At 47.4% G+C, this 20,056-nt stretch carries 21 protein-coding genes; 19 read left to right on the top strand and 2 right to left on the bottom strand.

Annotated elements, in window-relative coordinates; genetic code table 11:
* Positions 1 to 86 precede the first annotated feature (86 nt).
* From NYE42_RS14650 to NYE42_RS14630, 5 genes are all read left to right on the top strand, one after another.
* The gene (locus NYE42_RS14650; RefSeq protein WP_144663878.1) at positions 87 to 1,232 is read left to right on the top strand and encodes a cysteine desulfurase family protein; all 1,146 of its coding nucleotides are present in this window, start codon (positions 87 to 89) and stop codon (positions 1,230 to 1,232) included.
* Positions 1,233 to 1,235: 3 nt separating this feature from the next.
* Positions 1,236 to 2,441 carry a tRNA uracil 4-sulfurtransferase ThiI gene (gene thiI, locus NYE42_RS14645; protein ID WP_007408042.1) on the top strand — a complete coding sequence of 402 codons (1,206 nt, stop codon included), beginning with the start codon at positions 1,236 to 1,238 and terminating at the stop codon, positions 2,439 to 2,441.
* 80 nt (positions 2,442 to 2,521) lie between these two features.
* Entirely contained in the window at positions 2,522 to 2,743 is a 222-nt protein-coding gene (locus NYE42_RS14640; protein ID WP_007408043.1) for an alpha/beta-type small acid-soluble spore protein, read from the top strand.
* Between the two features lie 148 nt (positions 2,744 to 2,891).
* Positions 2,892 to 4,478 carry an acyl--CoA ligase gene (locus tag NYE42_RS14635; protein ID WP_047936026.1) on the top strand — a complete coding sequence of 529 codons (1,587 nt, stop codon included), beginning with the start codon at positions 2,892 to 2,894 and terminating at the stop codon, positions 4,476 to 4,478.
* A 23-nt stretch (positions 4,479 to 4,501) separates the two neighbouring features.
* Positions 4,502 to 6,097, top strand: a complete 1,596-nt coding sequence (locus NYE42_RS14630; protein ID WP_012118181.1) for an amidohydrolase — start codon at positions 4,502 to 4,504, stop codon at positions 6,095 to 6,097.
* Positions 6,098 to 6,113: 16 nt separating this feature from the next.
* On the opposite strand, the gene NYE42_RS14625 is transcribed toward NYE42_RS14630, so the two are convergent.
* Complete coding sequence (locus tag NYE42_RS14625; RefSeq protein WP_017418362.1) at positions 6,114 to 6,920, bottom strand: NAD kinase; 807 nt, start codon at positions 6,918 to 6,920, stop codon at positions 6,114 to 6,116.
* A 181-nt stretch (positions 6,921 to 7,101) separates the two neighbouring features.
* Here NYE42_RS14625 and sppA point away from each other — a divergent pair, with 181 nt between their 5' ends.
* From sppA to NYE42_RS14555, 14 genes are all read left to right on the top strand, one after another.
* Positions 7,102 to 8,109, top strand: coding sequence for a signal peptide peptidase SppA (gene sppA / locus NYE42_RS14620; RefSeq protein ID WP_003152419.1), 1,008 nt, complete (start codon positions 7,102 to 7,104; stop codon positions 8,107 to 8,109).
* A gap of 13 nt (positions 8,110 to 8,122) precedes the next feature.
* Complete coding sequence (locus NYE42_RS14615; RefSeq protein WP_007408048.1) at positions 8,123 to 8,614, top strand: RDD family protein; 492 nt, start codon at positions 8,123 to 8,125, stop codon at positions 8,612 to 8,614.
* A gap of 77 nt (positions 8,615 to 8,691) precedes the next feature.
* A complete protein-coding gene (locus NYE42_RS14610) occupies positions 8,692 to 9,381 on the top strand; it encodes a DUF2953 domain-containing protein (protein ID WP_144663882.1) in 690 nt (229 codons plus the stop codon).
* 12 nt (positions 9,382 to 9,393) lie between these two features.
* Positions 9,394 to 9,834: a GerW family sporulation protein gene (gene ytfJ, locus NYE42_RS14605; protein ID WP_013353179.1), complete on the top strand. Its 441-nt coding sequence runs from the start codon at positions 9,394 to 9,396 to the stop codon at positions 9,832 to 9,834.
* Positions 9,835 to 9,949: 115 nt separating this feature from the next.
* A complete protein-coding gene (tpx, locus tag NYE42_RS14600) occupies positions 9,950 to 10,453 on the top strand; it encodes a thiol peroxidase (protein WP_007613091.1) in 504 nt (167 codons plus the stop codon).
* Between the two features lie 61 nt (positions 10,454 to 10,514).
* On the top strand, positions 10,515 to 11,501 hold the full coding sequence (locus NYE42_RS14595; RefSeq protein WP_015240376.1) for a class I SAM-dependent methyltransferase: 987 nt from the start codon (positions 10,515 to 10,517) through the stop codon (positions 11,499 to 11,501).
* Between the two features lie 311 nt (positions 11,502 to 11,812).
* Positions 11,813 to 13,000, top strand: a complete 1,188-nt coding sequence (locus NYE42_RS14590; protein WP_007408053.1) for an acetate kinase — start codon at positions 11,813 to 11,815, stop codon at positions 12,998 to 13,000.
* A gap of 100 nt (positions 13,001 to 13,100) precedes the next feature.
* Complete coding sequence (locus NYE42_RS14585) at positions 13,101 to 13,613, top strand: molybdenum cofactor biosynthesis protein B (RefSeq protein ID WP_007408054.1); 513 nt, start codon at positions 13,101 to 13,103, stop codon at positions 13,611 to 13,613.
* Positions 13,614 to 13,766: 153 nt separating this feature from the next.
* Positions 13,767 to 14,978 carry an argininosuccinate synthase gene (locus NYE42_RS14580; protein ID WP_003152428.1) on the top strand — a complete coding sequence of 404 codons (1,212 nt, stop codon included), beginning with the start codon at positions 13,767 to 13,769 and terminating at the stop codon, positions 14,976 to 14,978.
* The gene (gene argH / locus NYE42_RS14575; RefSeq protein WP_015417995.1) at positions 14,975 to 16,351 is read left to right on the top strand and encodes an argininosuccinate lyase; all 1,377 of its coding nucleotides are present in this window, start codon (positions 14,975 to 14,977) and stop codon (positions 16,349 to 16,351) included. The genes NYE42_RS14580 and argH overlap by 4 nt, the downstream gene beginning before the upstream one ends.
* A gap of 73 nt (positions 16,352 to 16,424) precedes the next feature.
* Positions 16,425 to 16,553 carry a hypothetical protein gene (locus NYE42_RS14570; protein WP_007408056.1) on the top strand — a complete coding sequence of 43 codons (129 nt, stop codon included), beginning with the start codon at positions 16,425 to 16,427 and terminating at the stop codon, positions 16,551 to 16,553.
* A gap of 137 nt (positions 16,554 to 16,690) precedes the next feature.
* Positions 16,691 to 17,458, top strand: coding sequence for an SDR family oxidoreductase (locus NYE42_RS14565; protein WP_352426555.1), 768 nt, complete (start codon positions 16,691 to 16,693; stop codon positions 17,456 to 17,458).
* Positions 17,459 to 17,518: 60 nt separating this feature from the next.
* Positions 17,519 to 18,205 (top strand): metal-dependent hydrolase, encoded by a 687-nt coding sequence (locus NYE42_RS14560; RefSeq protein WP_007408057.1) that lies wholly within the window; start codon positions 17,519 to 17,521, stop codon positions 18,203 to 18,205.
* Between the two features lie 138 nt (positions 18,206 to 18,343).
* Positions 18,344 to 19,660, top strand: coding sequence for a CBS domain-containing protein (locus tag NYE42_RS14555; protein ID WP_012118175.1), 1,317 nt, complete (start codon positions 18,344 to 18,346; stop codon positions 19,658 to 19,660).
* A gap of 28 nt (positions 19,661 to 19,688) precedes the next feature.
* Here the strand turns inward: NYE42_RS14555 and NYE42_RS14550 are convergent, their stop codons facing one another.
* Positions 19,689 to 19,991: a YtpI family protein gene (locus tag NYE42_RS14550; RefSeq protein WP_003152434.1), complete on the bottom strand. Its 303-nt coding sequence runs from the start codon at positions 19,989 to 19,991 to the stop codon at positions 19,689 to 19,691.
* Positions 19,992 to 20,056 lie beyond the last annotated feature (65 nt).

The raw sequence follows: 20,056 nt of genomic DNA, 5'->3' as shown, positions 1-20,056 counted from the left end.
TCGATTTATTGCGAATTTATATTTACTTTTGTTATGGTAGCATAAATATCATACGATGTACCGTTTTCATTAAAGGAGTAAAAAAAATGATATATTTAGACAACAGCTCAACGACCGAGCCGTATGAAGAGGTTTTGGATGTGTACAAACAGACGAGCAGCCGTTATTTCGGCAATCCTTCGTCTCTGCACCAGTTAGGAACTGAGACGGAACAGCTCCTTGAAGCGGCCGCTCAGCAAATAAAAAAAACCTTGCGTTTAAAAAATTATGATATTGTATTTACATCGGGCGCGACTGAAGCGAATAACGCTGCGTTAAAGGGAGCAGCCTGGGCAAACATGAGTAAAGGAAGACATATCATTGCTTCGGCGATTGAGCATCCTTCTGTGACGGAGACACTTGATCAGCTGACAGAGCTGTTCGGCTTTGAAGTCACATATCTTCCGGCCGATCAAAACGGCTTCGTTTCTTTGAAAGACGTCAAATCGGCTATCAGGCCGGATACGATAATCGTCAGCGTCATGCATGTCAATAACGAAGTCGGCTCCATTCAGCCTGTAAAGGAAATCGGCGGGTTTTTGAAGCAGCACCGGAATATTCTGTTTCATGTTGATCATGTGCAGGGCATTCATAAAGTTCCGCTGTCTATAGAAGAAGCGGGCATTGACCTTTGCACCGTTTCAGGGCATAAGTTTCACGGCTTAAAAGGGACCGGAGCGCTTATCGTCAAAAAAGGAACGCGGCTCATTCCGCTTATCACGGGCGGCTCGCAGCAAAAAGGCGTCCGCGCCGGAACGGAACACACGGCAGGCGCCGTTTCCCTTGCGAAAGCGATCAATCTTTCCGCGCGTGACATGAATGAGCGGCTTTCTTCCGTGAAGGCTGCCAAGAATGCGCTCATGGAAAGGCTGAGCGGGACGGACGGGGTCGTCATCAACACCCCCGCTGAAAACAGCGCGCCGCATATCATTAATTTTTCCGTTCCGGGCGTGAAGGCGGAAGTGCTGCTGCACATGCTTGAGGAAAAAGGAATATATGTCTCCACAACCGCGGCATGTTCGGCAAGAGAGCACAAACCGAGCCGTGTTCTTCTGCAAATGAATAAAGGCGAACAGATTGCATCAAGCAGCATAAGAGTCAGCCTGAACTTCAGCCATACAGCTGACATCACGGAGCCGTTTATGGCCGCGCTGGTGCCGGCTGTTCAAAAACTAAAAAAAATGATGAGGTAGCATATGAATTACGATCATATTTTAATCCGTTTTGGTGAAATATCCACAAAAGGAAAAAACAGACGCAGTTTTATTGAAAGATTAAAACAGAATATCCGCCTGGTATTAAAGGATTATAAAAAAGTAAAATACTTTTCAAACCGGGACCGGATGTCGATTACTCTTAATGGAGAAAACCCGGAGGAAATTTGTTCCTTATTAAAGAATATATTCGGCATTCAAAGCTTTAGTCTCGCAATTAAATGCGAAAGCAAGCTGGAAGACATTAAAAAAACGGCTTTAGCCGCGATAGAAGGCGAATATAAACCGGGGAATACGTTTAAGGTCGAGACCAAACGGGCTTACAAACAGTTTGAATTAGATACGAATGCGATGAACGCTGAAATCGGCGGCCATATTTTGAAAAACACGGATGGATTAACCGTCGATGTGAAACATCCCGATATTCCGCTTCGGATTGAAATCAGGGAGGAAGCGACATTCCTGACGATTCGTAACGAAAAAGGCGCCGGAGGCCTTCCTGTCGGTTCCGCGGGTAAAGCGATGCTGATGCTTTCCGGCGGTTTTGACAGTCCGGTCGCCGGTTTTTACGCGATGAAACGGGGATTATCAGTTGAAGCCGTACATTTCTTCAGTCCGCCGTATACGAGTGAACGGGCAAAGCAGAAAGTCATGGATCTCGCGGGATGCCTCGCGAAGTTCGGCGGCAGTATGACACTTCATATCGTGCCGTTTACAAAGACGCAGGAACTCATCCAAAAACAAATCCCGGAGAACTATACGATGACGGCGACGCGGCGTCTTATGCTGCAAATCGCGGATAGAATCAGAGAAGAACGAAAAGCGCTCGCGATCATTACGGGAGAAAGCCTCGGGCAGGTAGCGAGCCAGACGCTTGAAAGCATGTATGCGATCAATGCGGTGACGGCAACGCCGATTTTGCGCCCTTTAATCGGAATGGACAAAACAGAAATCATCGAAAAATCAAAAGAAATCGGCACTTATGAAACGAGCATTCAGCCGTTTGAGGACTGCTGCACCATCTTTACGCCGCCAAGTCCGAAAACACGCCCGAAAAAAGAAAAAATCGAGCACTTCGAAAGCTTCGTTGATTTTGAACCGCTGATTGCAGAGGCGGCCGCCGGCATCGAAACCATCACTGTTTACTCAGAGCAGGAAGCTCACGATAAGTTTGCCGGCCTGTTTTAAAACTGTATACAATTACCAAAGTTTTTTTGAATGAAGACATGTGTTTTATCACATTCTATACTCACAAGGAGGTGATACACATGTCACAACAATCAAACAGCGGAAACAGCAACCAGCTTTTAGTGCCAGGCGCTGCTCAAGCTATCGACCAAATGAAGTATGAAATCGCTTCTGAATTCGGTGTAAACCTTGGACCGGAAACAACTTCTCGCGCCAACGGTTCTGTCGGTGGAGAAATCACAAAACGTCTTGTCTCTTTTGCTCAGCAAAGCATGGGCGGAAGCAGCCAGCAGCAGTTTTAATCACAACTTCACATAATGGCTAAGAGAGCGGGGAATTCCCCGCTCTTTTTTCATGAGTATAGATAGAAGGCGGGAAGCAATTTATGCATATTTTTATTGTAATGGCCTATGTTTATGTATAATGGGGAAAGAAAGTGAGGAGTTGTTCGTGTTAAAACGAGAAGATTTAATCGCCCCAAAGAACTATAACCTTGTAAATGAAATCGAAAAGTTCAGCCGTTCCAAAGAGAAGAACGCGCTTATTTGGGAAGATCAAACAGGCGGCAAGAAAGTCTGGACGTATGAAAAATTGATGGAAGAAACGAATAAAATCGGAGCCCGCCTGAAAGGTCTCGGATTTGAAAAAGGCGATAAGCTGATTGTCATGGTTCCGAGAGTGCTTGAAGCGTATGCCGTTTATTTAGCGATCTTAAAAGCGGGGATGGTCGTCATTCCTTGCTCGGAAATGCTGCGCGCCAAAGACCTTGAATACCGGATCAAACACGCCGAAGTGAAAGGCGCTATCGTTTATCCTTCATTTATAAACGCGTTTGACGAGGTGAATACCGAACAGCTGGTGACATTGTCAATCGGTGAAAATGATGCCGGCTGGAAAAACCTCCTAACGATTGAAGCGGATGGAGACAGTTTTCAAACAGCTGATACAACAAGAGAAGACATGGCGTTTTTGTCCTATACTTCAGGCACGACCGGCCAGCCTAAAGGCGTTGTACATACACACGGCTGGGCCTTTGCCCATTTAAAAACATCAGCCGGTGCATGGCTGGATATTTCTGAAGACGATACAGTGTGGGCCACCGCGGCGCCCGGCTGGCAGAAATGGGTGTGGAGCCCGCTGCTCGCAATTCTGGGAAGCGGCGCGACAGGAGTCATTTATCACGGCAGATTCAACGCCAAGACGTATTTAGAGCTGCTGGAGCGCCATCAAGTAAATGTCTTCTGCTGTACCCCGACGGAATACCGCCTGATGGCAAAAGTGGAGGAGTTAGACAAATATGACCTTTCTGGCCTTCACAGCGCAGTTTCTGCGGGTGAGCCATTAAACCGGGAAGTCATTGACGTATTCCGAAAGCATTTCGGCATTAAAGTGAGAGACGGATACGGCCAAACGGAGAGCACCCTGTTAGTCGGCGTCCTGAAGGATATGGATATTAAGCCGGGAAGCATGGGCAAACCGACCCCTGGAAATCAAGTGGAGATTATAAACGATAAAGGCGAAATATGCGAAACTGGCGAAACGGGCGATATCGCCGTGCATTTGAGCACACCGGCCTTATTCAAGGAATATTATAAAGATCCCGAAAGAACGAAAAAGCAGATTCGCGGAGATTACTTTCTTACAGGAGACCGCGCGAAAAAAGACGAGGACGGCTACTTTTGGTTTGAGAGCCGCAATGATGACATCATCGTCAGCTCCGGATATACAATCGGGCCTTTTGAAGTAGAGGACGCGCTCGTGAAGCATCCGGAAGTGAAAGAATGTGCCGTCGTGGCGAGCCCGGATGAAATCAGAGGTTCAATCGTAAAAGCCTATGTCGTTTTACAAGATGATGAAAAGCGCAGTGATGAACTTGTCAAAGAACTGCAAAACCACGTAAAAACGATTACGGCGCCTTACAAATATCCGAGAGAAATTGAGTTTGTCGAAAGCCTGCCGAAAACGGCGTCCGCAAAAATCAGACGTGTGGAGCTGAGACAGCGTGAAGAACGGCTGAAGGCTGATAAAAAAGCATAATACAGGATAAAGGGTGAGCGGGGATGAAAGCGATTTGGCACGGCGGCACCATCTATACAATGCTGGACAAGAATCATGTCACTGAAGCCATTTATACCGAAGAAGGCGTCGTCAGGCAGACGGGCAGCTTCCGGGAGCTCCAAGGAACATACGGTTCGCCTGATACGGAGGAAATCGATTTACATGGGGCTGTCATGTTCCCGGGGTTTACGGACAGTCATATGCATTTAATCGGACACGGGGAAAAACAGCTTCGCCTCGATTTGTCGCAGCTGACGTCAAAAGAAGCGATACTGCGGGCCGCAAAAGAAGCAGAGCGTGAATTGGAAGATGGCGAATGGCTGATCGGCGAAGGCTGGGATGAAAATCTGTTTGAACAGCCGGATTACGTCACGAAGCATGACCTTGACCCGCTCTTTCCCGACCGCCCCGTCCTGCTGAAGCGGGTATGCCGGCACGCCGCGGCGGTTAATTCGGCCGCATTGCGCGCGGCGGGAATTACAAACGAAACACCTGATCCAAACGGCGGGATTATCGTCCGGGACGGCACCGGTCCGACAGGCCTCCTGCTGGATAAAGCCCAAGAGCTTGTGACACAGGCCCTGCCGCCCGTCTCACTTCACTATGTCAAACGCGCGCTTCAAACGGCGATTACGGACTGCTGGTCAAAAGGCCTGACCGGCGGGCATTCAGAAGATCTGGCATACTACGGAGACGCGTCCGTTCCCGTTGCCGCGTACGAGTCATTAACCGGCAGCGGCCTTTATCCTTTTCGCGCCCATCTGCTCGTACATCACGAAGCCGTCGACAGCTGGAGCGCTCTGGATAAATCGACCGGACCTTATTTGGAATACGGAGCGATGAAAATTTTTGCTGACGGTGCGCTCGGAGGCAGAACCGCTCTATTGAAAAAGCCTTACCATGATGATCCGTCTGTTTCCGGCGTTCAGGTGCATGATGACGAAACCCTTGCCGCTCTTGTTTATAAAGCGAGAGAGAAAGGGATGGAGATCGCCGTGCACGCGATTGGCGACCTTGCATTTGAAAAGGTGCTGGATGTTATCGAAAGATACCCGGCAAAGCCCGGACAGCTAGACAGGCTCATTCATGCGCAAGTATTAGATGACGGATTGATTGAAAGAGCCGCCCGGCTGCCGATCGGACTTGATCTTCAGCCGCATTTTGTGGCCAGTGATTTTCCGTGGGTGATTGACAGGCTCGGAGAAGAGCGGATGAAAACGGCTTTCGCCTGGAAAACACTGCTGTCAAAAGGGCTGCTGTGCGCCGGAGGTTCAGATGCCCCGATTGAGCCGGCCGATCCGCTTCTGGGCATTCAATCGGCTGTGCTCCGTACGAGCAAGCAGCACCCGGAAGGTCCGGCCTATTATGAAAAAGAGTGTCTGACCGTGTACGAAGCCATTCAGCTTTACACGGAGGGAAGCGCGGCCATCATCCATAAAGAACATAGCCGCGGACGGATCGCCCCCGGCTATGATGCCGACTTTACCGTACTCAGCGGTGATCCGTTCAGGACGGACCCGAAAAAGCTTCATGAATTGGAAGCTGTCAAAACCGTCGTCGGCGGCCGTATCGTATATGAAAAAGAGGACAGGCAGTGATGCCCGTCCTCTTTTTTTATGATAAAAATGATCGTTTTACTTTTTCCCAGAAAGAGTTGTCTTTCAGTTTCACCGTTTTTATTTTTTTATCGGATAGTCTAATCTCAACCTTTTTGACATTCCGCGTGCTGAGCGCTTCATTATCAAGCCCGATAATCGGATGCTCATTGCCGTCTTGCACCACCTGCAGTGTCAGCTTCCGGTCTGAGCTTAAAATAAACGGAGATCCGAGTGTACGGTATGTGTTGTTGTTCAACGACGCCAGTTCGGATACCTGCATGCAGGAAATCAAAGGATCAACAACGGCGCCTGAAACAGATTTATTGTAGGCAGTGCTGCCCGTCGGGGTGGAAATGATCATCCCGTCTCCTCTGAACGTCTCAAAATGAAGATCATCAATTAACACATCCATCACAAACGTTTTAATAATGCTGGAACGGATGGAAACCTCGTTTAAACAGTGAAAATGATTGCTGCCGTCCACCGTTACGTGAATGAGCGGGTATTTTCTGACCTCAAGCTGTTCCGCGGTCATGCTGGCCGCCATTTTTTCAGGTTCATCGCTGTGAAAATCACAGTACAAATGGGCTTTCCCTTTTTTAGCGATGCCGACATACAGGCAGTCATCACGGAATCCGGTTTTTCTGACGGCTTGCAGAAATGAGCCGTCGCTGCCGATGCTGGCGATAATTCCGGCATCCTCCGGTTGAGCCGCAACTGTAAAACCGTGCGATTCAGCAAGCTGCTTCAAAGAGCTGACTTGTTCTTTTGTTTCGTTGTTTTGTTTGTGAAAAAAATAAACATTGCGGCGAAGATCGGTCATATCCCCATTCCCCTTTGCTGTCATATTTACGTTTTTCTCCCAGCAGGTATTGTGTTAAAATACCTGTGGCAATAGTGTAACATGTTTCCTGTTTATCCGTTAAGGGAAAGCGCTTCATGAAAAAAATGAATCTTTTTTTACGGGGGAACGTACGAATATTGACAGAAAAGGAGGAGAACAAATGAATGCAAAAAGATGGATTGCGCTCGTCATCGCGCTCGGCATTTTCGGCGTATCAGTCATTGCAAGTGTGACCGTCGGGGTGCTGAAGAATATCGGAGATACAGGGTCTGACTTTGCATCACTGACAGATGACACAGAGGAAGTGACGCTGGATAAGGGCAGCCCCGGCAGTAAAATCGCCGTGCTTGAAGTGGACGGCACGATTGAGGATAACGGCGGGTCCGCTGGCCTGCTCAGCTCAGGCGGGTATGATCACAGATCATTTTTAAAACAGGTTGAGCGTGCGAAAGAAGACAAAAGCGTCAAAGGAATTGTGCTGAAAATCAATTCCCCTGGCGGAGGCGTGTACGAAAGCGCGGAAATACATAAAAAACTGGAAGAACTAAAGAAAGAAACCAAGAAACCGATTTATGTATCCATGGGCTCCATGGCGGCATCGGGAGGCTACTATATTTCAACGGCCGCCGATAAAATCTATGCTTCACCGGAAACGCTCACGGGTTCACTGGGCGTCATCATGGAAAGCGTCAATTATTCCAAGCTCGCCGATGAACTCGGCATCAAGTTTGAAACCATTAAAAGCGGCGCGCATAAAGACATCATGTCCCCGACCCGCGACATGACGAAGGAAGAAAGAAAGATCATGCAGACAATGGTCAACGATTCTTATGAAGGATTTGTCAATGTCATTTCAAAAGGCCGGCACATGTCAAAAGCGGATGTGAAAAAAATTGCCGACGGCCGTGTTTACGACGGCAGACAAGCGAAAAAAATCGGCCTCGTTGATGAGCTCGGTTTTTACGATGATACGATCAGCGCGATGAAAAAGGACCATAAAAATATGAAAAACGCTTCAGTCATCACATACGAGGAAGGATTCGGATTAGGCTCGCTCTTTTCCATGAGCGCAGCGAAAATGTTTAAAAGCGAAATTGATTTTCTGAATATGAAAGAACTCATTTCGCAATCCGGTTCGCCGCGGATGATGTATCTCTATGCAAAGTAGGGGGGAAGAAAGAATGGACGCGACTTACGAAGGCTTTCACGGCAAAGAAGAGGAAGCCGAACAACAGAGGGCGCCCGAGCAGGCATATGCGGGCTTTTGGATCAGGTTTTGGGCGTTTCTTCTTGATTGGCTGGTGGTCTGGGGACTTAACCATCTCATCGTTTCACCGATTTTCACGCTGATGAAGCTCCCGGCAACAAGCGGAATGTTTACAATCTCAGCTTATTCCGTCACAACCCTGATCGTCTACCTCGCCTATTTTGTGTTCATGACGAAATGGTTTCATCAGACACTCGGCAAGATGGTCTTCGGGTTAAAGGTCACTTCTTTGACGCCCGGAAAGCCGCTGACTTGGAGCACCGTCATTTTCAGAGAAGCGGTGGGGCGTTATATCGATAAAATCTGGATTCTCTATATCGTCATTGCGTTTACGCCCAAAAAGCAGGGCATTCATGATCTGATCGCCGACACAACGGTGATTCACGAAGCGCTGTACCGCAAATAAAAGCAGTAAACCCGGAATAAACGTCCGGGTTTATTTTTTTTGGTTTTGGCGATAATGCTGCTAAGGAAGTGAAGCTTATGGGATATGCCGCAGCAGCTGTTATTCTCATTCTCATTTTAGCCTGGCTGCTCATGAGGATGAAAATCCACCTGACTTTCGAATATCTTCACGATAAAGATAACGACAAACTGACGTTTGAAATCTCGGCCTTATACGGGCTGATCCGTATTAAAAAAACGCTGCCCGTCATTAAAGTAAACAGCGAAGACGCGTCAATTGATGTCAAACAGGACACAAAATCAGAAATGAAAGGTCAGAAAAAAGAGAAGAAAAAAATCACATATGAAGATGTCAAACAGAGCATTCACAGAATAGAAATGATTCTGCACCAAGTCTTTCAGATGCGCCAAATCGTCGCTTCATTTCTTGCGGGAGTCCGTGTTACGAAGTTCGAATGGGTGACGGTTATCGGAATAAAGGACGCCGCCGTTACTGGAATCGCCGCCGGCGGATTGTGGGCCGTAAAGGGAGGACTTACGGCGATGCTGTATGATCATCTGCGTTTCATACATAAACCGGTGTGCGAAGTCATTCCGTCTTTTCAAGTGCCTGCATCCAAGACGCATTTGCAGTGTATATTCTTTTTTCGTTTTGGACATCTTATAGGTGCAGCTTTCAAATTGCTCAAATACGGGCGGAACGGACTTTCTATCATACGAAAGAAACAGCCGGTTCCGGTTGCTTCAAAGAATGATTCATCAGTTTAAGGAGGAGCGCATATGGCAGACCATCCCATTCAAGGTTTAATGAAAACCGCTATGGAAAATTTAAAAGAAATGATTGACGTGAATACAATCATCGGCGATCCTGTTGAAACGCCTGACGGCAGCGTAATCTTAACGGTTTCAAAGGTCGGATTCGGATTTGCAGCGGGCGGAAGCGAGTTTGGAGGAAAGCCGGCTGAAAAAAGAACCGAGGACGATGAAAGAAAAGAGCAGAAGCTCCCGTTCGGCGGCGGAAGCGGCGGCGGAGTATCCATTACGCCGATTGCGTTTCTGATTGTCGGAACAAACGGCGTGCGCATGCTTCATTTAGACGAAAACACCCATCTGATTGATAAACTGTTAGACTCCGCGCCTCAAACGATTGAACGCATCCAGCATATGTTTAAAAAGAATGAAAAAGGCCGGAACCAAAAAAGAACGGATATCGATTTATAACAGAAAAGTTAACTGCCGCCCGCAGTTAGCTTTTTTTACGATGCGGCATAACCTTTGCAGTTTGCATAAAACTCGACTATGATAGAGCTATACATAGATAAAGGGAGGAATCAAAATGGCTGAAATTACATTTAAAGGCGGAGCCGTGACGCTGATCGGACAAGAAGTGAAACCGGGTGACCAAGCTCCTGACTTCACGGTTCTGACAAACGGATTAGAAGAGAAGACATTAGCAGATATGAAAGGGAAAGTAACGATCATATCCGTTATTCCTTCCATTGACACAGGCGTATGTGACGCGCAGACACGCCGCTTCAACGAAGAAGCCGCAAAACTCGGTGATGTGAACGTTTATACAATCAGCGCCGACCTTCCGTTTGCACAAGCGCGCTGGTGCGGAGCGAACGGAATTGATAAAGTTGAAACATTATCGGATCATAAAGAGATGTCATTTGGTGAAGCATTCGGTGTTCACATCAAAGAACTTCGTCTTTTGGCACGTTCCGTATTTGTCCTTGATCAGGACGGAAAAGTCGTTTACGCGGAATACGTAAGCGAAGCGACAAACCACCCGAATTATGAAAAGCCTATCGAAGCTGCAAAAGCGTTAATCAAGTAAAGAGAGAAAAAGAGCTCCGGGTGCTGCCGCGGAGCTCTTTTCATGGCAAGGAGGAAACAGCATGCAACACGACCATGTCGGTCAGATTTATGAACTTTTAGATGAAGCCGCCCAAGTGATAGCAGAAGGCCTTCAGATTTCATATATTGAGGGGCTTGCGGAAGCGGGAGAAATGTATTTTCTTGAAAAGGCCGACCAGCTTCCGCTTCAGGAAAAGCAAACCGGCGAGCTTAACAGCCTGCTTGCGAAAGCAGACTTCAGAAAATGGGAGCATGAATGGATCCGCAAGGCGTTCCAGCTCGCCATTTTAAAAGGGCTGAAAGATAAGTCCCATCCGAACAGACAGATGACGCCTGATACGATCGGCATTTTCATCAGTTACCTCGTGAATAAATTTACGGGCGGCCGAAAAGGCCTGACATTGCTGGACCCCGCCTGCGGCACCGGAAATCTTCTGCTGACCGCGGCAAACCAGCTTTCGGACAAAGCGGCAAAAAGCTTCGGCATTGAAATCGACGATGTCCTTCTGAAGATCGCTTATGCTCAGGCGAATCTGCAGGAAAAAGAAATGGAGCTGTTCTGCCAGGACAGTCTTCAGCCGTTATTTATCGAACCGGCCGATGCGGTCATCTGCGATTTGCCGGTCGGCTACTATCCGAATGACGAAGGCGCTGAAGCGTTTGAGCTGAAAGCGGATGAAGGCCACTCTTTTGCTCACCACTTATTTATTGAGCAGAGCGTCAAACATACAAAACCGGGCGGATACTTATTTTTTATGATTCCGAACCATCTGTTTGACAGCGCGCAAAGCGATAAACTGAAGCGGTTTTTTGCGGAAAAAGTGTATATCAACGCCCTTCTTCAGCTGCCGGCTACTATGTTTAAAGACGAAGCGCAGGCAAAGAGCATTTTAATCTTGCAGAAAAAAGGCGAAGACGCAAAGCCGCCGAAACAAGCGCTTTTGGCGAATCTTCCTTCTTTTGCGAACCAGCAGGCGATGCGGGAGATGATGGCAAAATTGGATCAATGGATTCAAAAAGAAAAATAATGGCGAAAAAGCAGTGTGAGATGCAAAATCCCGCGCTGCTTTTTGCTTTTTAAAATGAATGGAAATCAGGACGATAACACAAATTAAGGAAAGAAAATAACATTCCGTAAGACCGTGCCGTCCATTTGGCACAAATGAAATTTATCAGAAAATATCGACTTCATATTGTAAGCGGTACCAATGTGGATGTTGACTTGAAATGCTGAGTTGACAATGTTTAAATGGAAAAGTCAGATATTTTTTGGACTGCAATTATGGTCTGGGAAAAAAGAACGAACAAACGAAGAAGAATTTTGATAGGAGCGTCATTTATGTCTAAAATTATTGCAATTAACGCAGGAAGCTCATCTTTAAAATTTCAGTTATTCGAAATGCCTTCAGAAAAGGTGCTAACAAAAGGTTTAGTAGAACGGATCGGTATCGCCGACAGCGTTTTCACAATCTCTGTTAACGGCGAAAAAAATACAGAAGTGACAGATATTCCGGATCATGCGGTTGCGGTGAAGATGCTGCTTCACAAGCTGACTGAATTCGGTATTATAAAGGATTTAAATGAAATTGACGGAATCGGCCACCGTGTGGTTCACGGCGGAGAAAAATTCAGCGATTCTGTTTTGCTTACGGATGAAACAATCCGTGAGATTGAAGAGATTTCAGAACTAGCGCCGCTTCACAACCCGGCTAACATCGTCGGCATTAAAGCCTTTAAAGAAGTGCTTCCGAATGTGCCTGCGGTTGCAGTGTTTGATACGGCGTTCCACCAAACGATGCCTGAACAATCTTACCTGTACAGCCTACCGTACGAATACTACGAGAAATACGGCATTCGCAAATACGGTTTCCACGGCACATCTCATAAATACGTGACACAGCGCGCAGCTGAGCTTCTCGGCCGCCCGCTTGAAGATTTGCGTCTGATTTCCTGCCACCTCGGTAACGGCGCAAGTATCGCGGCGGTAGAAGGCGGAAAATCCATTGATACGTCAATGGGCTTCACACCGCTTGCGGGTGTTGCGATGGGAACACGTTCAGGAAACATCGACCCTGCATTGATTCCGTACATTATGGAAAAAACGGATCAGACGGCAGATGAAGTATTAAATACGTTAAATAAAAAGAGCGGACTGCTTGGCGTATCCGGTTTCTCCAGCGACCTTCGCGATATCGTAGAAGCTTCAAAAGAAGGAAACGAAAGAGCGGAAACGGCTCTTGAAGTGTTTGCAAGCAGAATCCATAAATACATCGGTTCTTACGCTGCGAGAATGAGCGGCGTTGACGCAATTATTTTCACTGCGGGTATCGGTGAAAACAGCGTTGAAGTCAGAGAACGCGTGCTTCGCGGCTTAGAATTCATGGGTGTATATTGGGATCCTGCGCTGAACAACGTGCGCGGCGAGGAAGCGTTTATCAGCTACCCTCACTCTCCTGTCAAAGTCATGATCATTCCGACTGACGAAGAGGTCATGATCGCACGCGACGTTGTCCGCCTTGCACAGTAATGATCAAAAAAAGCACATCCTTTTAGGGTGTGCTTTTTTATTGAATGCCCCAGGATCAAACGTTACGATATGTTTAATACATAAACGATGAGGTGAAGCAATGAGTGTGCATGAACATAAACAAGAAGCCCCGTCAGCCGTGCGCTGCAAGGTGATCACAGTCAGCGACACGAGAACGAAAGAAACCGACAAAAGCGGGCGCGTCATGATGGACTTCCTCAGGGAAGCGGGATTTGAAACGGTCGCTTATGACATTGTTAAAGATGAAAAAGATGAATTGCAGAAAGCCGTTTTATCCGGCTGTATGGATGAATATACAGATGCGGTGCTGTTAAACGGAGGGACGGGCATTGCCGAAAGGGATGTCACAATTGAAGCGGTCACGCCGCTGTTTTCAAAAGAACTCCCGGGATTCGGCGAGCTGTTCCGCATGCTGAGCTATACGGAGGACATCGGTTCCGCGGCCATTTTGTCCAGAGCGGCAGCGGGTGTGATCCAAAATACCGCAGTCTTCTGCACGCCCGGCTCCTCAGGCGCCGTAAAGCTTGCAATGAGTAAACTGATTATTCCTGAACTGCCCCATGTGCTTCGGGAAATCCGAAAAGATTTATAAATGTATAAAAAGGCTCTGCTCCGCTCAAAAAATTGGGTGGGGTTTTTTTTTATAAAAGGCTTGAAAAAACAGAATTTACTTGTTACAGTGTATACATACAAAATGCATTTTTATTAATTAAAACTAATTTTTATACAAAAGGGAGCTTTTAACATGGCAGAACAAAAAAAGGTTGTATTGGCATACTCAGGAGGTCTTGATACTTCTGTAGCGATAAAATGGCTGCAAGAACAGGGATACGATGTTGTTGCCTGCTGCTTAGACGTAGGTGAAGGAAAGGATTTGGCATTCGTTCAGCAAAAAGCGCTGGAAGTAGGCGCCGTAAATTCCTATGTGATTGATGCGAAAGAAGAATTCGCCCGGGAGTACGCGCTCATTTCTATGCAGGCCCATACAATGTATGAAGGCAAGTATCCGCTCGTATCTGCATTATCTCGTCCGTTAATCGCGAAAAAACTCGTTGAAGTCGCGGAAAAGGAAAACGCGGTGGCCGTAGCGCACGGCTGCACGGGAAAAGGCAACGATCAGGTGCGTTTCGAAGTATCCATTAAATCATTAAATCCTGATCTGGAGGTCATTGCTCCGGTCCGTGAGTGGCAATGGTCGCGTGAAGAAGAAATTGAATATGCCGCAAGCCGCGGCATACCGATTCCGATCAATCTTGACAGCCCGTATTCCATCGACCAGAACCTGTGGGGACGTGCCAACGAATGCGGTATATTAGAAGATCCGTGGGCGGCGCCGCCTGAAGGGGCATATGACCTGACAGCATCTCTTGAAAACACGCCGGACGTTCCGGAAATCATCGAAATCGCATTTGAAGCCGGTGTTCCGGTTTCAATCGACGGCGTAACCTACCCGCTCGCTGATTTAATTCTCAAGCTGAACGAGACTGCCGGAAAACACGGCATCGGCCGGATTGACCATGTGGAAAACCGCCTGGTCGGCATTAAGTCCCGTGAAGTTTATGAGTGCCCGGGCGCCATGACTTTGATTACGGCTCACAAAGAACTTGAGGATCTGACTTTAGTGAAAGAAGTGGCCCATTTCAAACCGGCAATTGAACAAAAACTGTCTGAAATCATCTATAACGGTTTATGGTTCTCGCCGTTAAAAGACGCGCTGCTTGCATTCTTGAAAGAAACCCAAAAACACGTCACCGGCGTCGTGCGCGTCAAGCTGTTTAAAGGCCATGCCATTGTAGAAGGACGTAAGTCGGAATATTCACTCTACGACGAAAAACTTGCGACATATACAAAAGACGATGCTTTTGACCATCACGCGGCAATCGGTTTCATTGAGCTTTGGGGGCTGCCGACAAAAGTAAACAGCATTGTGAAAAAGAAGGAGCAGATTGAAGCATGAAGAAGCTTTGGGGAGGCCGTTTTCAAAAAACACCGGAAAAGTGGGTCGATGAGTTCGGCGCATCCATCACATTCGACCAAAACTTAGTCAAAGAGGATATTACAGGGTCTCTCGCTCATGCGGCAATGCTGAAAAAATGCGGCATTCTGACGGAAGAAGAAGAAGGCGCCATCCGACAGGGGCTGCAGACCCTCCTGCAAAAAGCAGATGAAGGAACGCTTGAATTCTCTGTTGATTATGAAGATATCCATTTGAATATTGAAAAAATGCTGATCGAAGAAATCGGACCGCTAGGCGGCAAGCTCCATACCGGCAGAAGCCGGAATGACCAGGTGGCGACCGACATGCATTTGTATTTGAAAGATCATGTCTCACATATCATCGTGCTGATTGAACAGTTCCAAAAAGCGCTGATCGAAAAAGCGGAGGCCAATGTCGAGACCATTCTGCCGGGGTACACCCATTTACAGCGGGCTCAGCCGATTTCTTTCGCCCACCATCTGCTTGCTTATTTTTGGATGCTTGAACGGGATAAAGAGCGTTTTCGCGATGCTATGAAGCGGATTAACATATCGCCGCTCGGATGCGGGGCGCTTGCCGGAACCACGTTTCCGATAGACCGTAACTATTCGGCGGAGCTGCTCGGTTTTGACTCCATTTATGAGAACAGTCTTGACGGAGTCAGTGACAGAGATTTTATTCTCGAGTTTTTAAGCGGCAGCAGCATGCTGATGATGCACCTTTCGCGTTTATCAGAAGAAATCATTCTATGGTGCTCGCAGGAATTCAGATTCATTGAACTGGATGATACGTATGCGACGGGAAGCAGCATGATGCCGCAGAAGAAAAACCCCGACATGGCGGAGCTGATCCGCGGTAAAACCGGACGCGTATACGGTGATATGATGGGGCTTTTCACGATTATGAAAGGGCTCCCGCTCGCTTACAACAAAGACCTGCAGGAAGATAAAGAAGGCATGTTTGACACGGTGAAAACCGTTGAAGGAAGCCTTCAGATTTTCACGGGCATGATTGAAACGATGAAAGTAAACAAAGACATCATGAAACAAGCGACAAAACAAGATTTTTCAAACGCGACGGAACTTGCCGATTATTTAGCTAAAAAAGGCATGCCGTTCAGAGAAGCGCATGAAGTGGTCGGCAAGCTTGTGTACAGATGCATTGAAAAAGGAATCTATTTAAGTGATATGGCATTTGAAGAATTCCTTCAAGCCAGCAGTCTCTTTGAAGAAGACATCTATACCGTGCTCGATCCGCATCATGCGGTTGAAAAAAGAATGAGCGCCGGCGGAACGGGTTTTCAGCAGGTAGAACAGGCGCTCGTAAAAGCAAAAGCCTGCGCCGGCATTTAATTTGCTGAAATTTCCTTCATATTTTCCCGTCATATCAGACACCCTACATCTATAAAGATGGGAGGTAGAAGGAATGCGCAAAGAACAAGACCGTTACATCTATGATGAAAAAGAAAGTGAAGAAACGGCCAGGCTCATCTCAGAGGCATACGAAAGCGGTTATGTCGGCATGGAGGAAGCCTCTGCTCCTTCAGAAAATTAAGCTGTCTGTAAAGACGGCTTTTTTTTCGTGCGGACGAAGTGCAAAAAAGTGATATTGCCGTTTGTTTATAGTAAAGTAGAGGGAGAAACGTCTTGATTTTATTGAAGCGGCAACGTTGCCTGGGGAGGGTATTCAATGTGCGACATGCTCTAATCACTGCCGGTACAAAGGGATTGGGCCGAAAAGTGACTGAAATGCTTCTGGAAAAAGGCTTTTCTGTCACGGTGAATTACAGACAAGACGAAGAAGCGGTCGCCTGTCTGAAGGCGGATTATTCCGGGTGCCATGACAGATTGCAATTCGTTAAGGGCGATGTAACCCGGAAAGAAGATCTCATGCGGATCGCCGATGCAGCCCTTCGGCGGTTTGGAAGGATTGACATACTGATTAACAATGCCGGGCCGTACATATTTGAGCGCAAAAAGCTTGCCGATTACTCCGATGACGAATGGTATGGCATGCTTGAAGGGAATTTAAGCGCCGTTTTCCATCTGTTTAAAGCGGTTATCCCGGTCATGAGACAGCAGCGGTTCGGCCGGATTATTACATACGGTTTTCAAGGAGCGGACCATGCCCCCGGCTGGCTTCACCGTTCCGCTTTCGGAGCGGCTAAAGTCGGATTGGCTTCGTTAACGAAAACCATTGCGATTGAAGAAGCCGAATCAGGCATTACGGCCAATATGGTCTGCCCGGGTGATATTGTAGGAGATATGAAAGAAGCGTCTATTGAGGAAGCAAGACGGAAAATCGGCAAAGAAAAGACGCCGATCGGCAGGTCCGGAACCGGAGAGGATATTGCGAGAATCATCGCCTTTTTATGTGAAGAAGATTCCGATCTTGTAACCGGAACGGTCATTGAAGCAACAGGCGGGCTGAATGTGATTAACAGGCATCAATCCCTATAAGTTTTTTCGTTTGTCAAAAAGGGAACTTGATAAATATTAATTTTTTATGAGGTGAAAACGATGAAAGTGACTTATCACGGACATTCTGTCATTCAAGTGGAAACGAAAACCCATAACATTATTTTTGATCCGTTTCTGACCGGAAACAGTCTGACAAATTTGAAACCGGAAGAAGTGAAAGCGGATGTCATCCTGCTTACTCACGGACACAATGACCATGTCGGAGATACAGAGCAGATCGCTAAACAAAACGATGCGCTCGTCATTGCGCCGAATGAGCTGGCTGTTTATCTCGGCTTTAAAGGTTTAAAGGTCCACCCGATGCATATCGGCGGGGCGCGCCAATTTGATTTCGGTAAAGTGAAACTGACACAGGCATTCCACGGATCGGCGGTCACTGATGAAGAAAACAAAACCATTACGTACACGGGGATGCCGGCCGGGATTTTATTGACGATTGACGGCAAAACGATTTTCCACGCCGGGGACACGGCGCTGTTCTCAGATATGAAACTGATCGGGGAACTGAATCACATTGACCTGGCGTTTCTGCCGATCGGTGATAACTTTACCATGGGCCCTGAAGATGCGAAACTCGCGGCTGAATGGCTGAGAGCGAAACAGGTCGTTCCCGTTCATTACAATACATTTCCTGTCATTGAACAGGACCCTGACGCTTTCGCCGAAAGTCTGCCCGGAGGCGTCGGCAAAGTCATGGCGGTCGGCGAGACCATTGAGCTTGCCTGACATATGTGTCAAAGACCTTCTGAATCAAGCATTCAGAAGGTCTTTTTGTGATGCCGCCTTTTTTCGGGCGTCTCATTGCGAATGAATCCCCCGTACCCTTATAATAAAAGCAGAAGACTGTCCTTAGAGGTGAAACGCTTGGCAACAAAGCATGAACAAATCCTATCATACATAGATTCGCTTCCTGTCGGTGAAAAAATTTCGGTCAGAAGAATTGCGAAAGAAATGAAAGTCAGTGAAGGAACGGCTTACAGAGCCATTAAGGAAGCCGAAAACAAAGGATTCGTTTCCACTATTGAACGTGTGGGGACCATCCGGATTGAACAGAAGAAAAAAGAAAATATTGAAAAGCTGACATACGCCGAGGTCGTCAATGTGATAGACGGCCAGGTGCTCGGCGGAAAAGCCGGTCTGCATAAAACGTTGAATAAGTTTGTGATCGGCGCGATGGAGCTTGACGCGATGATGCGTTATACGGCGGCGGGGAACCTGTTAATCGTCGGGAACCGAATCAACGCCCACCGCCAGGCGCTTGAAGCGGGCGCGGCTGTTTTGGTAACGGGAGGGTTTAATACCGACGACAGCATTATCGAGCTGGCCGATATGCTTGAGCTTCCGATTCTCTCCACGAGCTACGATACCTTTACGGTAGCCGCGATGATCAACCGGGCGATCTATGATCAGCTCATAAAAAAAGAGATTGTGCTCGTGGAAGACATTTTGACGCCCGCAGATCGGACAGTGACGCTGTCCCCTAAGGATAAGCTGGAGAAATGGTACGAAAAAAACTATGAAACCGGACACGGCCGCTTCCCGGTGATCGATCAGCAGATGAAAATCCACGGAATCCTTACATCGAAAGATATCGCGGGGCATGACCGGTCAGTTCCGATTGAAAAAGTAATGACCAAAAACCCTGTCACGGTGATCGGGAAAACATCTGTCGCCTCAGCGGCTCAAATGATGGTTTGGGAAGGAATTGAAGTGCTTCCGGTGACAGACGGGCATCACAAACTGATCGGAATGATCAGCCGCCAGGATGTCTTAAAAGCGCTTCAAATGGTTCAAAAGCAGCCTCAGGTCGGGGAAAAGCTGGATGATATTGTTTCAAGGGGATTTAAAGAAGACGAAGATGACAAAACGCCGGCCGTTTATCAATATGAAGTCACGCCGCAAATGACCAATCAGCTCGGCACGATTTCTTACGGGGTGTTTACGACGATTTTAACCCAGGCCGCCAGCCGATTTTTACGTTCCCGTAAACGCGGCGAGCTGGTCATTGAAAGCATTACGATTTTCTTCCTGAAGCCCGTACAGATGGAGTCGGTCATTGAAGTGAAACCGCGCATTTTAGAGGCGGGCCGGAAATTCGGGAAAATGGAAGTGGAAGTGTCAAGCCAAAGCGGCATCGTTTCAAAAGCGATGCTCATGGTGCAGCTGATGGAGAGAAGTTAAGGGACGCACCCGGGTCCCTTGGCATTCATTATGCGTGGTCCCTCTCCGCTTCCTTTGCGTGGATGGGTTCATAATGCTTATAGGCTTTATACCCGGCCCATGCGCTGCCTGCTCCGATTAAAATGAAGACGCCGCCGATGACCAGGGTCAGGACGGAGTGAAACAGAATCATTTGGTTTACTCCGTACAAAAGCACCAGCGCGCCTAATGCCATACTTGATTTAGCCGAAAAACATTCCTTCTCCAGCGCCCGTTTCGTCTGGATTCCTTTTACTTTGTAATACACGTAAAAGCAGGCAGAAAGCCCGATGAGAAAAACAAAAACCAGCATAAATGAAATCCTCCATTATATGAGTTTGCAAAACCGTTTATACCGTTGCTGAAAGATTTTCCTTT

Source organism: Bacillus sp. FSL K6-2865 (assembly GCF_040311405.1).
Lineage (GTDB): Bacteria > Bacillota > Bacilli > Bacillales > Bacillaceae > Bacillus > Bacillus velezensis.
The sequence above is the reverse complement of the archived record's forward strand: the minus strand, read 5'-3'. Positions and strand labels throughout refer to the sequence as shown.

Coding starts and splice junctions, on each gene's coding strand:
- NYE42_RS14650 (WP_144663878.1), top strand. CDS start 87: ATGATATATTTAGACAACAGCTCAACGACCGAGCCGTATGAAGAGGTT.
- thiI (WP_007408042.1), top strand. CDS start 1,236: ATGAATTACGATCATATTTTAATCCGTTTTGGTGAAATATCCACAAAA.
- NYE42_RS14640 (WP_007408043.1), top strand. CDS start 2,522: ATGTCACAACAATCAAACAGCGGAAACAGCAACCAGCTTTTAGTGCCA.
- NYE42_RS14630 (WP_012118181.1), top strand. CDS start 4,502: ATGAAAGCGATTTGGCACGGCGGCACCATCTATACAATGCTGGACAAG.
- NYE42_RS14625 (WP_017418362.1), bottom strand. CDS start 6,920: ATGACCGATCTTCGCCGCAATGTTTATTTTTTTCACAAACAAAACAAC.
- sppA (WP_003152419.1), top strand. CDS start 7,102: ATGAATGCAAAAAGATGGATTGCGCTCGTCATCGCGCTCGGCATTTTC.
- NYE42_RS14615 (WP_007408048.1), top strand. CDS start 8,123: ATGGACGCGACTTACGAAGGCTTTCACGGCAAAGAAGAGGAAGCCGAA.
- NYE42_RS14610 (WP_144663882.1), top strand. CDS start 8,692: ATGGGATATGCCGCAGCAGCTGTTATTCTCATTCTCATTTTAGCCTGG.
- ytfJ (WP_013353179.1), top strand. CDS start 9,394: ATGGCAGACCATCCCATTCAAGGTTTAATGAAAACCGCTATGGAAAAT.
- tpx (WP_007613091.1), top strand. CDS start 9,950: ATGGCTGAAATTACATTTAAAGGCGGAGCCGTGACGCTGATCGGACAA.
- NYE42_RS14595 (WP_015240376.1), top strand. CDS start 10,515: ATGCAACACGACCATGTCGGTCAGATTTATGAACTTTTAGATGAAGCC.
- NYE42_RS14590 (WP_007408053.1), top strand. CDS start 11,813: ATGTCTAAAATTATTGCAATTAACGCAGGAAGCTCATCTTTAAAATTT.
- NYE42_RS14585 (WP_007408054.1), top strand. CDS start 13,101: ATGAGTGTGCATGAACATAAACAAGAAGCCCCGTCAGCCGTGCGCTGC.
- NYE42_RS14580 (WP_003152428.1), top strand. CDS start 13,767: ATGGCAGAACAAAAAAAGGTTGTATTGGCATACTCAGGAGGTCTTGAT.
- argH (WP_015417995.1), top strand. CDS start 14,975: ATGAAGAAGCTTTGGGGAGGCCGTTTTCAAAAAACACCGGAAAAGTGG.
- NYE42_RS14570 (WP_007408056.1), top strand. CDS start 16,425: ATGCGCAAAGAACAAGACCGTTACATCTATGATGAAAAAGAAAGTGAA.
- NYE42_RS14560 (WP_007408057.1), top strand. CDS start 17,519: ATGAAAGTGACTTATCACGGACATTCTGTCATTCAAGTGGAAACGAAA.
- NYE42_RS14550 (WP_003152434.1), bottom strand. CDS start 19,991: ATGCTGGTTTTTGTTTTTCTCATCGGGCTTTCTGCCTGCTTTTACGTG.